This is a genomic window from Micromonospora sp. NPDC051296 (assembly GCF_040682255.1).
GTDB lineage: Bacteria > Actinomycetota > Actinomycetes > Mycobacteriales > Micromonosporaceae > Micromonospora > Micromonospora craterilacus.
Genome location: NZ_JBFBAO010000184.1, coordinates 1 through 13548 on the forward strand (window position 1 = coordinate 1; position 13548 = coordinate 13548).

The following is a 13548-nucleotide window of genomic DNA, read 5'->3' on the forward strand; positions in this document are numbered from 1 at the left end:
CACCGGCCTTCTTCGAGCGAGTCGTTCGCGAAGGCGGTGGCGATGCGGCTTCGATCCTGTACGTCGGCGATCGGCCCGACAACGATGTACGCCCGGCCACGGAGGCCGGCATGAAGACGTGCCTGATCCGGCGCGGTCCGTGGGGTCACATCCTCGACCTGCCGGCCGTGTCTGAGCGGTGCCTGTTCCGCATCGATTCGCTGGACGAACTCCCGAGCCTGATCGCGAAGCACAACGCGGCGAGCAGCCAGTTGCAGTAGCACAGGCGTTCGACGTGCCGCCGCGGACCGGGCAGGCGTGGCCGTCGTCGGGACGGGTAGACCAGCGACGCCGCACCGTGGCCGCCGGTCGCGGGCCGGGCAGACACGTTCCGAGGAGGCCGATGACCAGTGGACCGGGGACGTCGGACGACGTCGTGGAGTTGCGGGTGCACGGCGTGTCCGGCGCCGGGGCCGAGCAGGTGTTGGACCGCCCGCACAGCCACCAGGTCGCCGGGGACTCCAGCGGCGGCTTCTACCGCCCGCGTCCCGGCTATCCGGATGCCGAGGGCCCGGCCGGGGTGACCCTGGAGGCGTACCGCTGGAGTGACCTGCCCTCGGGCACCCTGGTCCGGACGCTGTCGCTGGTGTTCCTGCTGCCGTTCATGCTGTGCAACGTCGCGATCTGGATGCGACCGGCCCGCCGGGGCACCTCCGGGGCGGGGCTCAAGGCGGTGTGCCGGTTGCTGGCCCTCACGCTGACCATGCTGTACGTGTTCGCAGCGATGGGGGTGGCGCTGGATCTCATCGCCTGGCGCTGCTTACCGAATCCGCACTGCCTGACCGGGCGTCCGTGGCTGTCCTGGCTGGGCGGCCGGTCGCCCGGAGTGACCTTGGCGGTGCTCGCGCTGCTGCCGGCCGCCGCGCTCGGCCTGGTCTGGCGGCTCGGTGCCCGTCCCGGGCGGAACTTCGACGCCTTCCACGCGCCCATGACCGGCACCGGGCCGCACCAGCTCAGCGCGGTGGGCCAGTGGGACAGCGCGCCGGTGGTGGGTCGGCTGCGGTCGCTGCACGTCGCCGCCGGCTTCGCCACCCTCAGCATCGGTCTGCTCGCCGCCCGGATCGATTCGGGCGCGTCGGTCCTCAGCGTCACGCTCGCCGTGCTCTCCGGCGGGGTGCTGTTCGCCTGCGTCGGCCTGCTCTGCGCGCACCCGTGGATCGACGCCCCGGAGGCCGACCGGTCCGGCGGCCGGTTGTGCGGCGGGCTGCGCACCTTCAGCTGCGTGCTGGCCGCGCTGGTACTGGTCGCGGTGGCGGTCGAGCCCACGGCGTGGCGCGTCGAAAACGGCCTGCCGGGCTACAGCACAATGGTCGGCCTGCTCGTCCTCTCGCAGGCGGTCCTGCTGTTCGTACTCGGTGCGGTGGCGTTCGCCTGCCGCAACCACCTGCGCAGCACCACCTCCGGCTCGGGCGGCCTGAACGACGCCGGGCCGGACAACGGGCTCGAATCCGACGAGCTGCGGCACGGGCCCGGTCGCGACGGGCTCGGTGCCGGACCGCTACAGGGGCTGGGCGCCCCGGTCATCGTCGCCACCGCCACCGGTCTGGCGCTCGCTTTCTCCTCCGAGCTGGTCTACCGGGTCGGCGACCTGCTCAACCGGCGCGCCTCGGCAGACGGAGAGCGGGCCATCGGCCCGCCGCTGGGCTACAAGTGGGTCATCTTCGTGTTCCTGGTGGCCACGGCGACCGTGCTGGTGGGAGCCATGGTCTTGACCGTGGCCAGCCGCCGCGCGCGGATGCGCACCGCCCGCGCCACCGTGGCGCGCGACTTCCCGGACGCTCCGCCGTCCGCCGGGTACCGGTTGCGCCAGGTGGAACGGGCGGTAGCCAAAGCCCGCTTCACCGAACGCCTGGAGATACTCGCCGTGGTCTACGCCTGCGTGGTCGGCGCGGGCATGCCCACCAGCCTGCTCGGCATGCTGGACCTGTCCCCGAGCGACGCCGTCGAGCACCTCACCAGGATTCCGTCCGAGGCGACCGACTTCGGCATCCAGGTGGGCAGCTTCCTCATCGCGGCGGTGCTGGTCGCTCTGTTCGTCGGTGGCATCTTCGCCTACCGCACGGCCGAATTCCGCCGGTACGTGGGCGTGCTGTGGGACCTGGGCACCTTCTGGCCCCGGGCGGCGCACCCCTTCGCCCCACCGTGCTACGCCGAGCGGGCGGTGCCGGAGCTGAGCCGACGGATCACCTACCTGACCGAGCAGGGGCACGGGGTACTCCTCAGCGGGCACAGCCACGGCGCGGTGCTGCTCGCCGCCACGGTGCTCCAGCTGCCGCCCCAGGTGTGCGGTCGGCTGGCCCTGCTGACGTACGGGTCACCACTGCGCCGGCTCTACACCCGGCTGTTCCCGGCCTACGTGGACGAGGAGGTGCTGCGCGAGGTGGGCAACCGGGTGAACTGGCGGTGGGTGAACCTGTGGCGCGACACCGACCCGATCGGCGGCTGGGTCTTCTCGCCGCACCGACCGGGCTGGCAACCGGTGACGCCCGGCCCGCCGGGCGCGGTCGACCGACGGCTGCGCGATCCGTGGGACGTGGTTCCCCCGCCGGGCGACAGCGTCCCGCCGGCGATCATCGGGCACTGGCCGGGGGAATCCGACCCGCGGTTCGAGGCCGCGGTGGTGGACCTGGCCAGCCGGCTGCGGGAACCCGGCTGAAGCCGGGCCGGCCACGGACTACTCTTCGCCGGATGAGCACCTCCCGGAGCACCGAGCGGACGCTGATCGCGTCGAATCGCAAGGCCCGGCACGACTACACCGTGCTGAAGACGTACGAGGCGGGGATCGTGCTGGCCGGCACCGAGGTCAAGTCGCTGCGGGAGGGCCGCGCCTCACTGGTGGACGCCTTCGCCCAGGAGCGCGACGGAGAGATCGTGCTGTACGGCCTGCACATCGCGGAGTACGGCTACGGCACCTGGACCAATCACGCGCCCCGACGTACCCGGAAGCTGCTGTTGCGTCGGGTGGAGATCGCCCGGATCCTGGCGCAGACCCGCGAGGGTGGATTCACCCTGGTGCCGCTGTCGATGTACTTCTCCGGCGGTTGGGCAAAGGTCGAGCTGGCCCTGGCAAAGGGCCGCAAGTCGTACGACAAGCGGCAGGCACTGGCCGCCCGCGACGCCGACCGGGAGATCGCCCGCGAGCTGGGCCGCCGGCTCAAGGGCCGGTCGTCGGGGCGGGGCTGAGCCCCGGCGCCGGCGCGGAACCGTCTACCGGCACCAGCCCGGCGCAGCGCGGGTCGGGCGACCCGACCGGGCGGCGGGGCATCATCCAGTTCAAGGCGGTGTCCTCCACCGGCCAGCCGGCCACGTCCACCCGGCTGACCGGCATCGGCCCCGCATCCGGGCACAGCACCTGCGCGCGGACCTCGTCGTTGGGCAGGAAGCGGACCTCGCCGGAGCGGTCCAGCACGATCGTCATCCGGTCGGTCACCGTCACCGCCTCACCCAGGACCACCTCCCGGGTGACCGGCTCGCCGACCTCGACGGCCACCGCCGGCAGCAGCGGTACCCGTAGGAACACCACGCCCATCAGCAGCGGCACCAGCGCGCCCACCGCGTAGGTCAGGGTGCGGGTCAGTGCCGGGGCGACCCGCCACGGCACCGGTCCGGTCAGCACCAGCGCGCCGGCCGGCGGCAGCGCGAGCAGCAGGGCGGTGGCCACCTCGCCGTGCCGCACGGCCGCCCAGACGGCCGGGGCGAGCCAGGCGTAGCAGGCCGCAGCGACCACCACCGGCAGGACCAGACCGGTGGTGACCAGCAGCTGAGGCCGATCCGGGAACCGGTAACGGGTGCGCAGGGCGACCAGCCACAGCAGCAGCATCACCAGCGCCGGGAGGAACCGCAGCTGCCAGGTGAGTGCCGCCAGCACCGCCGTGGCCACCAGCACCCAGCCCGGCGTACGCGCGGTGGCGTACGCCAGCAGCGACCGTTCCGGATCGAACCGATCGGGGGCGCTGACCTGGAGCAGCCGGCCGAGCACGGCGGGCACCAGCACCACCAGCGGCACCGCCCAGACCAGGGCGATGAGCAGGGCGCTGAGCAGCCCCAGCGGGCTGACGTACTGCACGAGCAGCAACATCGTCGACATTTCCTGCCGGCTGAGCCGCCACAGCCGCAGCACCAGCAGCAGCACCGGGAAGGCCGGCAGCAGGGTCAGCAGCCACTGCTGCGCCTGGCGCGCGCCCGGACGGCGGCGGGCGGCGGCGCCGGCCGTGGTCGGTGCGGGTACGGCAGCGCGAACCTCTCCCACGGCCACTGCCGCACCTCCACCCTGTCCGCCGGCCCGGGCTCCGGCTGCCGGTCCACCGCCACCTGCTGCGGGTTGTTGTATCGCTGCTCGGACCTCAGGTACCTGTCGAAGGCCGCCCGCCAGCGGTCACCGTCGGGACCGTTCGCCGACTCCTGCAGGGAGAGGTTGACCAGGTCACGCATTGCGGGGTTCGGGCCCGTGTTGACGCCCCACAACTCCGAGTTGTCGTCGCCGATGTCCCAGTGCCGCAGCTCCTGTACGCGTTCCAGCTTGGTCATCGGCGGAAGTTCGCCGGCCGGACGCGGGCCCACGAAGCCCGCCAGGATCGCCGCGTCGGTGGTCACCGCGTCGACCGTGCCGTCGTACAGCTCCTGGACGCACTCGCTGACCCGGTTGCGGCCGCGCGCCTGCGCCCCCATCTCGGTCAGATTCCGCTCCGAGGTCGACGTCGCGATGGTGCAGACCTTCCGCCCGGCGAGGTCACGCAGGTTGGTCACCGGACGGTCGTCCGACGCGCGGGTGATCACCGACTGCTCGGTCTCCAGGTACGGCGCGGAGAAGTTCACGCCCTGCTGCCGGCGCAGCTCGGTGATGCTGTAGGAGGCGACGACCAGGTCGACGGTGACGAACCTGCCGTCGGCGGTGCGGGCCTGCCGGCGGGCACGATCCTCGCTCTCGATGGGCAGGAACTCCACCCGCGGCGCGTCGAAGCCCAGGTCGTCGGCGATCATGTACGCGATCTCGATGTCGAAGCCCTCGAACGCGCCGTTCTCCAGTTGCTGCGACACTCCGGGCTGGTCGTCCTTGACCCCGATGAGCAGGGTCTGCTTGCCGGTCAGCCCGGCCCGCTCGCGCAACTGCTCCCGGGTCGGCGGGCCGACCGCGGCGACCACCCGGACCACCGCGACGACGACCACCACGAGCAGCAGAAGCAGCGCGCCGAGACGCAGCCGCCGGGCCCTCGAGGTACCACCCGGCCCGCCGGCCCGCTCCGGGAGCGGACCTGCGGCAGATTCGCCGTACTCGCTCATCGCCACCCCCGTCTGCCGCCCATCGCGAGCCCTCCATTGTGGCCGACCGCAGCCAGCGGGTGACACCCCGTGACGCAAGCGTGACCGTCCTGGCCGGTGAAAGCGCGGGGATGCGGGGTGTCGGGGCCGGGTCCGTCGGCACCGCGCGAAGGCGGCGCGCCGTCACTGCGTCGCGGGCAGGATGACGTGCTCGATCAGGGCCACCGGGGTGCGCCACTGGTCGGGGTCGTCGTAGTTGCCGGCGGTGATCGCCACGGTGAGGTCCAGGTCGGGCAGGACGACGAGGCGTTGGCCGCCGTTGCCCATACCGGCGACCAGTCGGTGGCCCGCGATGGTTTCGAGGTACCAGTGGTAGCCGTATCCAGCGCCCCAGTGGGTCTGCAGGCGAGGCTGGAGCATCGTGCCGATCCAGCTCGCGGGGACGATCTGCTGGCCGCCCCACGCTCCCTTCGCGAGCACCAGCTCACCGATCCTGGCCAGGTCGCGCGGGGCGAGCCGCAGCCCGGACGCGGCCGAGGCCACCCCGTCCATGCCGCATGTCCAGTCGAAGTCGCCGATGCCCAGCGGGGCGAACAGCGCCGCTCGGGCGAACTGCGGCAGCGGCTGCCCGGTCCCGTCGGCGATCAACCGGCCCAGCAGCGCCGTGGCGCCTCCGCAGTAGGACCACCGGGCACCGGGTGGCTCCACGATCGGTCGCTCCAGCACGTACCGGCACCGGTCCGGGGCCAGTTCCATCGCGATCTCGGAGTTCGCCGGGCTGTCGTACGGGAGGTCTTCGCGCCATTCCAACCCGAGGGACATCGTCAGCGCGTGCTCGACGGTGAGCCGGGCCCGTTCGGGGTCGGCCGCCAGATCGGCGTACTCCCGGAACTGGCGCAGGAGCGGCTCCGCGGGGTGCGGGACCAGGCCCTCACCGAGCGCGATGCCGTACAGCAACGCGGTCACGCTCTTGGTCACCGAGCGCAGGTCGTGCAACGTCTCGGGTCCGAACTCGACGACGCCCAGCGAGGTGCCCCAGGTGAAGTCCTCGCCGGCGTCGTAGTGCTCCAGCAGGGTCTGGCCGCCGCGGATCGCCACGACCCCGTGCAGGCCGTCCAACCGGCCCGCCGACCGTGTCTCGGCCAGCAGGTCACGCACCTGGGTTGCCATGTCGCACTCCTTCGGCGGGCGAGAGTCTGCCCAATGAATAGCACGTCATGCCGAGCCCGGCGGAGGACAAATTCGCATCGTGGCGGTGCAGCGGGGTGGCCGGCGGGTGCGCGGTGGGGTCGGTCGGGGGGTTGACCGACCCCACCGCGCGGTCGTGGTCAGGCCGTGTCGTCGTCGAGCACGGTCAGCCAGGCGAACCCGTCGCCGATCACGGCGCCGACCGGCGCCGAGATCGTGATCTTGTAACGGAGCGAGGCGGTGTTGACGGTCGTGTTACCGACGAGCGGCACCTGGATCGTCGCCTCGGTGGCGCCCTTCGGGATGGTGACCGGGAACGACTGCGCCGGCACCTGCCCGGCGGAGGACGATCCGCTCGCCGCCGTCTGGACCTGGACGGTGGCCGCCTCCTTGAGCTTCCCGCTCAACGCCAGCCGCATCGTGGCGGTGCCCGGACCGTCGCCCTCGGCCACGGTGGCGTCGTCGATGCTGACCTGCACCGCCGAGGTGGCACCACCGCCGCCGACACCGGGGCTGTCGAACGCGATGTCGGACAGGTACGCCCCACCGGTCGGGGTGGCCGGCTGGATGGTGAGCTCTCGGACGCTGGTCACATCCACTCCGGACAGCGACGAGACCGGCAGCCGGACGGTGCGCAGCCAGGTCTTGCCGAGCCGGCTGATCCCGTTCGACGTGTTCGTCGACGCCGGGAACGGGGTCAGCGCCGGGCTGACGTCGCCGACCCGTACGGTGGCCGAGGCACCCTTCTTGTCGACCAGGGTGACGGCGAGATCGACGTCGCCGACCGCCGACTCGTCGCGGGCCACCCGGAAGGTGAGCGCGTCGTACTTCTTGACGTTCCCCTCGCCGGGGCCGAACGCCACCCGCACGGCGGGATCCGTCGAGGACTCGCTCCACTGCAGGCGCAGCACCGGGCTGATCGGGACCGCCGGGGCGAACGTGGCCGGCGTCCAGTGCGGGACCTTGGAGGTCGCGGTGGTCGCCGAGCACGGGGTGTCGCCGGGGCGTACCCGCGCCGCCACGCTGTAGCAGTAGGCGCCCAGGTCGAAGCCGGTCACCGAGACGTTCGCCGCCGCGCTCTCCAGCGGGGCGAGGTCGAGCCGGCGCGAGCCGGGCTGCTGGGCCTGGGCGTACACCTCGGCGCGGCCGGCCGACGGCACGGTGCCGTTGCGGCCGTCGAACAGCGGCAGGAAGACGGTCTCCCCGCCCTGCACGAGCCGGAAGAACCCGGCCATGTACACGGTCCCGACGGCCCGCTGCTCGGCGCTGGTCAGCCGGGTCGGGGCGGCGCTGCCGCACACCTCGTCGCTGGCCGGCGACCAGTCGTCGTTCGACGGCGCGATGGAGACCCCCGGCGTCCACTCGGTGTTGAAGAAGTTGTGGTTCGCTCCCATGATCATGAGGGAGGAGCGCAGCACGTCGTCCTGCACCGAGTAGCGGGTGTCGTCGTAGAAGTGCTGCCCCTGCTGGTTGGAGACGTCACCGTCGCAGTACGGCAGCAGCACCGCCATCGGCACGTCCGGCAGTGTCGGCCGGCCGAAGTCGACGGGGGCGAGCGGCAGGACGGCCTGGATGCCGTACGGGTGCTTGCGCTCGGCGTTGAGCAGCGCGGCCTCGACCACGCCCTCACCGCCCCGGGAGTGCCCCATCAGCCCGACGTTCGACATGTCCAACCGGCCGGACAGCGCGTGCCCCTCGGTCGTGTTCCAGTTGGCCAGCAGGTCGAGGTTGTCCATGACCAGCTGACCGCGGGCCAGGGCGCCGTTGTCGTCGGTGAAGCTGGCGTCCTTGGCGTTGATGCCGTTGGCGCTGATCGACACGACGACGTATCCGTGCGTGGCCAGGGCCTCCGCGGTCTCGGTGTAGCCGAGGTAGCTGTCGATCGGGATGAAGCCGGTCGCACACGGCCAGTTGGTGTTGTTGGTTCCCCGGGTGGTCGGGTTGTAGCAGGCCGAGTGCCGGCCGTGCAGGAAGATCACCACAGGTCGCGGGCCCTTCGCCCCGGTCGGGGCGTAGACCGCGCCCCGGATCTCGGCGGGCAGATCGCTGAGGCCGGAGAGCGTGGTCGCGGTGTCGCCGAGGTCGTAGTCCAGCCGCTCGACCTGGTACGGCCCGGGCTGCGCCGGGTCGGTGTAGAGCTGCTTCTTCTGCAGGCCCTTCGGAGTGATCGGGGCGGCGGCCGACCGCCGTGTCGAGGCCGCCGAACCGGGCACCACACCGTTCCACGCGACCTCGACGCGCTTTGCCGCCGCGACACCGGGGTCGGTGGTCTCCACCACCAGGCTGAGCCCGTCGGGCGACTCCTGCGCCGCCCCGATGACGTGACCGTCGACGGCGAGTTCCGGTGCCGCGTCGCGTACCGGCAGCGGCTCATCGAGCCGCAGCGTCACCCGCGACCCGCCGTCCGGCAAACTCTCGACGGTGAATTCTTCTGAGTTTGTCGATTCTTCGATAGGCTCGGCGGCGGCGGAAGTGACCATCAGACCGGATGCGGCGATGCAGCCGGCAAGGGCGGCGGCCGACACTGCGGCCGTCAGTCGGACTCGCCCCCGCAGGGGTGCGAAACGGGCCATCTGCGACTCTCCTCTTCGCGCCGTCAGATCAGCGCGAGCGGACCGTACGAACGGCGTGTTCCAGGAGATCGCCACCGAGGAAACGGGCCGGTTGCCGGGTAATACGAGGCTGTTTCGAAAGATCACTCCGGGCGCTTTAGGTGACCACTCGAACCTTTCGGTGGTTCGCCTGCAAACCGGAGAAGATCGGGATGGATCATGGCCGCAACCGTCAGCCGTGGGAGCCTTCGGCCGCCCCGTCCGGGCCGATGACGCCGTCGCCGGCACCGGTGTTGAGGTACACGTGTTGGTGGCCCTGCTCCGCATCGATGTTGATCTGGTCGAGTTGCGTCGCGGCCACCGACCACGTGGCGGAGGCGAGGTCGGCCTGCCGCGCGGCCAGCGCCAGCTGATCGTCGCGTACGGCGGCGGGGCCGGCCGCGACCAGGGCGACCGAGTCGACCGCGACGGCGGCCTGCTCCACCGCGCTCCGTAGGCCGCTGCGGGCGACGTTGGTCGCGGTCGTGCCCGAGGGCGGGTTGTCGAACTGCTCCGTCAGCCGGCGCATGGTCTGCTGCCACTGGCGGACCTGAGACGCCTCGGGCGTGCGTCCGGCCTCCGTTTCCTCCTTCACCGCCACGAGGATCGGCGAGAGTTCGTCCCGGGTCCGACGCGCCATCCCAGTCAGCTCGATGATCTGCTGGACGTCGCGCTCGGCCTCCGCCTCGTGCAGGTGCGCGATGCTCGACTCGGTCGGGCTCGGCCGCCCCACGACGTAGCCGATCAAGCCACCGACCAGGCCCACCACCAGCGCCGCCGCGACGGCGCCGACAACCATCCTCGGGCCGGGCCGTCGCCGCTGGCGAGGCGGGTTCAGCAGGTAGGAGGGCCTTCCGGTTCGACGGGACATCGCATCCTCACATCGATGGCTGTTTGGCCAGCAGGATAGCCGCATACGCCACACACCGTCGATAGTTCCGCACCGGAAGTGCGAACTTCTATCCGGACCGACGAAAGCGCCCGAGGATGGTGTTGGGGTGCCGCGGAGGAGATCGCCGCCGCCGCGCCGGCCCGCCCATCGTGATGAGTGACCCGGCGAGCAGGAACGCGTAGACGTCGACGATCCACAACAGCTGCGTACTGCTCGCCGCCAGGTTCTTGCCGATCGTGGGCAGCGCCAGGTGCGTCACGGTCAGTTCGAGGGACGCGAGCAGGGCCGGCAGGGCGAGCACCGCGAGCCCGACCCACTCCCGCCGGCCGGCCACCTGCTCCGGCCGCACCGCGGCCGGTGATGTCGTCATGGACCGAGCGTGCAACCTCAACCTCGGTGGAGGTCAAGTCATCGCGTTCCGGCCTGCACCTGATCGAGCCGAGGGTCCGGTGCCGCGTCCGGTGCGGGCTGGGGCAGCGGACTGGCCCCGTGCGGCCGCAGCCCGTCGAAGATGATCCCGAGATAGCGCCGCCACAACTGCGGCGGCGCATCCGGCACGAAGCTGACCACGTGGCTCGGCGCGCACATCAGCAGGATCACGTCCGTCGCGGTGATGTCGGCCCGGAGCGCGCCGGTCGCCTGCGCGCGCTCGACGAGCACGGTGATCTCCTCGAAGAGGCGGCCACGGGACTCGCTCAGCCGGTCGTTGAGGTCGCCCGTCTCCCGCAGGAACGACAGATCCAGTTGCTGCTGCCGGCTGGCCGCGGCGTCGAGGAACTCCAGCAGCGCGGCACCGGCGTCGGTGACCGTCGCCAGCCGTCGCGCCAGCGCGGAGAGCCCGTCGACCCGGTCGAGCACGACCGCCGCGAGCAGGTCCTCCTTGGTGGGAAAGTGCCGGAACACCGTTCCCTTGCCGATGCCCGCCCGCCGCGCGATGTCCGCGACCGACGCGGCCAGGCCCCGCTCGGCGAACTCCGCCTCCGCCGCGGCCAGCAACGCCGCCCGGTTGCGCGCGGCATCGGCACGCAGTGGGCGGTCGGTGGTGGGCACGGGGAACAGCCTAACAAGTTGACCCACCGGTCCGGTTAAGCCTAACCTGACCGCACGGTCCGTTTGATTGCGAGGAAGAGATGAAGGCTGTTGTCGCGACCGGCTACGGGCCACCCGAGCGGTTCACCATCGCCGAGATACCGATTCCCCGGCCGGGTCCCGGCCAGATCCAGGTACGGATCGCCGCCGCGTCGATCAACCCCGTCGACGTCCGGCTACCCGGTGGCGACTACCGGGGCGTCGCCGAACTCGCCTTCCCGCACGTCCCCGGCAACGATTTCGCCGGCACCGTCAGCGAGGTCGGTGCGGGCGTCACCGGGTACCAGGTGGGAGACGAGGTCTTCGGGCACGCCATTCCCCGCGCGCTGAAGGCGATCGCCGGCGGCCGGCCGAGCCTGACCACCGGGACCCTCGCCGAGTACGCCGTGTTCGAGGCGGACACCCCGTTCATCGCGCACCGACCGGCCGGCCTGGACGTCGCCGACGCGGCCGCGCTGCCGACCGTCGGCCTCACCGCCCGCGCCCTGATCGCCACCGCCGCACCGAAGCCGGACGACACCATCCTGGTCGTCGGCGCCAGCGGTGGCGTCGGCACCACCCTGCTGCCGCTGCTGGCCGGCGCCACGGTGATCGCCACCGGACGGCCGGAGGACGTCGAGTCGCTGCGCGCGAGGGGCGCCACCGAGGTCATCGGCTACGACGACGAATACCTGAGCGGGGTGGACCTGGCGCTCAACCTGGTACTGCCCAGCGACCGGCTCCAGCGGGTCGGGCGCGCACTCCGGCCCGGCGGGCGGCTCTACACGATCACCTTTCCCATGCCGAAGCCGGAGTATCTGGACCGCGACGACGTGCTCTTCCAGCTGGTGCTCGACGTGGACGGCCGCCTCGGCGGGATGCGCGAGGTCGCCGAGCTGACCCCGACGATAGGTCGCCGCTACCCGCTCGACGACGGCGTACGGGCCCTCACCGACTTCGTCCGCCGGCACACCCTCGGCAAACTCGTGGTGACCGGCTGAGCTGGGCTACCCGACGTCGGACCCGGCGGCGGTCAGCAGCGCCACCAGGTCGTCGATGGTGTCCAGTGGGCGGCCGGGGCCGTTCAGCTCGACCTCGACGTCGTACTCCAGCTCGATCGCGTCGACCAGGCGCAGCAGTCCGAGGGAGTCGACGCCGAGGGCGATCATCGACCCTCCGGCGAGCACGTCGGCCGGCGAGACCTCGCCGCCCGTCGCCTCGCCGACCAGCTCCGCGATCCGTTCGCGCAGTTCGCTGGTACCCATGCTCAGAACTCCTTTCCGGACTGCCGGACGATCTCGGCGATCTCGGCGATGGTCGGGGTGTCGAAGAACGCGTCGAGCGGCACCTCGACCCCGAGTCGCTGCTGGATCCGGCCGCTGATCCGGGTGATGTGCAGCGAGTGCCCGCCCAGGTCGAACAGGTCCTCGTGCACGCCGACGTCGGGGATCCGCAGCACCTCCTGCCAGATCAGCCGCAGCTGCGCCACCACCGGGTCCACTCCCCCGGTGCCGACCGTGCCCGGGTCCGCGTCCTGGGGCGGATCCGCGCTGTCCCGGGGCGTGGGAGCGGGCAGGGCGGCCCGGTCGACCTTGCCGTTGCGGCTCAGCGGCAACCGGTCGAGCGCCACGTAGTCGGTGGGCAGCACGGCCTTGGGCAGGCTCAGCGCCAGGTGCCGGCGCAGCTCGGCCGGCTCCGGAGCGGTGCCCGCCCGGGCCACCACGTACGCGACGAGGCGGGGCTCGTCGGCGTCCCGCCGCAGCACCGTGGCCGCTCCGGCCACGCCGGGATGGTCGAGGAGCCGGGCCTCGATCTCCCCCAGCTCGATCCGGTGGCCCCGGATCTTGACCTGGTGGTCGGTGCGGCCGAGGAACTCGATCCGCCCGTCCGGCAGCCACCGGCAGCGGTCGCCGGTGCGGTACAGCCGCTCGCCGACCGACCCGAACGGGTCCGGCACGAACCGCTCGGCGGTGAGGTCGTCGCGCCCCAGGTAGCCGACGGCCAGCCCGGCGCCGGCCAGGTACAGCTCACCGGGCAGCCCGACCGGCACCGGCCGGCGCGTCTCGTCCAGCAGGTACGCCCGCACGTTCGGCAGCGGCCGTCCGATGGTCACCTCGTCGGGGTCGACGGGGATGTCCGCCATCGTCGCGTACACGGTCGCCTCCGTCGGCCCGTACCCGTTGATCAGTCGGGCGGTGCGGGCCCGCAGGTCCCGGGCGAGGGCGACCGGCAACGCCTCGCCGCCAGCGACCGCGACCAGCGGCTGCGGGGTGATTCCGGCGGCGTCCGGGGTGGGCCCGCCGAGGCCCGCCTCCAGCAGCACCCGCCAGCCCGACGGGGTGGCCTGGGCGTGGGTCACGCCGGCGGTGCGGATCAGCCGCAGCACGCCCGCGCCGTCCAGCGCGCTGACGGCCGAGGCGACGACCACCCGGCCCCCGGTGACGCCCGCATCCACGAGTGGGTCGGGGCGCGACCCTGCACCCCCGACGGGCTACCGTTGATCGGCCGTAC

At 72.2% G+C, this 13548-nt stretch carries 12 protein-coding genes and 1 pseudogene; 4 read left to right on the forward strand and 9 right to left on the reverse strand.

Going from position 1 to position 13548, the window contains the following annotated elements; all coding sequences use genetic code 11:
• From AB0M52_RS19610 to smpB, 3 genes are all read left to right on the forward strand, one after another.
• Nucleotides 1-260: HAD family hydrolase (locus tag AB0M52_RS19610; protein WP_363955421.1), on the forward strand; the 260-nt coding region annotated here is incomplete at its 5' end.
• 122 nt (nucleotides 261-382) lie between these two features.
• Nucleotides 383-2695 carry a hypothetical protein gene (locus tag AB0M52_RS19615; protein WP_363955424.1) on the forward strand — a complete coding sequence of 771 codons (2313 nt, stop codon included), beginning with the start codon at nucleotides 383-385 and terminating at the stop codon, nucleotides 2693-2695.
• 32 nt (nucleotides 2696-2727) lie between these two features.
• On the forward strand, nucleotides 2728-3222 hold the full coding sequence (gene smpB, locus AB0M52_RS19620; RefSeq protein ID WP_363955427.1) for an SsrA-binding protein SmpB: 495 nt from the start codon (nucleotides 2728-2730) through the stop codon (nucleotides 3220-3222).
• On the opposite strand, the gene AB0M52_RS19625 is transcribed toward smpB, so the two are convergent.
• The 7 genes and pseudogenes from AB0M52_RS19625 to AB0M52_RS19655 form a co-directional block, all read right to left on the reverse strand.
• The gene (locus AB0M52_RS19625; RefSeq protein ID WP_363955430.1) at nucleotides 3194-4288 is read right to left on the reverse strand and encodes a hypothetical protein; all 1095 of its coding nucleotides are present in this window, start codon (nucleotides 4286-4288) and stop codon (nucleotides 3194-3196) included. The two genes, smpB and AB0M52_RS19625, sit on opposite strands and share 29 nt — an antisense overlap.
• Nucleotides 4192-5319 carry a transporter substrate-binding domain-containing protein gene (locus tag AB0M52_RS19630; protein WP_363955433.1) on the reverse strand — a complete coding sequence of 376 codons (1128 nt, stop codon included), beginning with the start codon at nucleotides 5317-5319 and terminating at the stop codon, nucleotides 4192-4194. Before AB0M52_RS19630 ends, AB0M52_RS19625 begins: the two co-directional genes overlap by 97 nt.
• Nucleotides 5320-5481: 162 nt before the next feature.
• Nucleotides 5482-6468 carry a serine hydrolase gene (locus AB0M52_RS19635; protein ID WP_363955436.1) on the reverse strand — a complete coding sequence of 329 codons (987 nt, stop codon included), beginning with the start codon at nucleotides 6466-6468 and terminating at the stop codon, nucleotides 5482-5484.
• A gap of 158 nt (nucleotides 6469-6626) precedes the next feature.
• Complete coding sequence (locus tag AB0M52_RS19640) at nucleotides 6627-8897, reverse strand: hypothetical protein (protein ID WP_363955439.1); 2271 nt, start codon at nucleotides 8895-8897, stop codon at nucleotides 6627-6629.
• Nucleotides 8898-9270: 373 nt separating this feature from the next.
• Nucleotides 9271-9876, reverse strand: coding sequence for a hypothetical protein (locus AB0M52_RS19645; RefSeq protein WP_363955441.1), 606 nt, complete (start codon nucleotides 9874-9876; stop codon nucleotides 9271-9273).
• 235 nt (nucleotides 9877-10111) lie between these two features.
• Nucleotides 10112-10339, reverse strand: a pseudogene (locus AB0M52_RS19650) (MFS transporter); the annotation flags it as partial.
• A gap of 38 nt (nucleotides 10340-10377) precedes the next feature.
• On the reverse strand, nucleotides 10378-11019 hold the full coding sequence (locus AB0M52_RS19655; protein ID WP_363955444.1) for a helix-turn-helix domain-containing protein: 642 nt from the start codon (nucleotides 11017-11019) through the stop codon (nucleotides 10378-10380).
• A gap of 80 nt (nucleotides 11020-11099) precedes the next feature.
• Here AB0M52_RS19655 and AB0M52_RS19660 point away from each other — a divergent pair, with 80 nt between their 5' ends.
• A complete protein-coding gene (locus AB0M52_RS19660) occupies nucleotides 11100-12038 on the forward strand; it encodes an NADP-dependent oxidoreductase (RefSeq protein ID WP_363955447.1) in 939 nt (312 codons plus the stop codon).
• A gap of 6 nt (nucleotides 12039-12044) precedes the next feature.
• On the opposite strand, the gene AB0M52_RS19665 is transcribed toward AB0M52_RS19660, so the two are convergent.
• Together AB0M52_RS19665 and AB0M52_RS19670 are read right to left on the reverse strand one after the other, a co-directional pair.
• A complete protein-coding gene (locus AB0M52_RS19665; RefSeq protein ID WP_111213937.1) occupies nucleotides 12045-12302 on the reverse strand; it encodes an acyl carrier protein in 258 nt (85 codons plus the stop codon).
• A 2-nt stretch (nucleotides 12303-12304) separates the two neighbouring features.
• Nucleotides 12305-13492 (reverse strand): non-ribosomal peptide synthetase, encoded by a 1188-nt coding sequence (locus tag AB0M52_RS19670; RefSeq protein WP_363955450.1) that lies wholly within the window; start codon nucleotides 13490-13492, stop codon nucleotides 12305-12307.
• Nucleotides 13493-13548 lie beyond the last annotated feature (56 nt).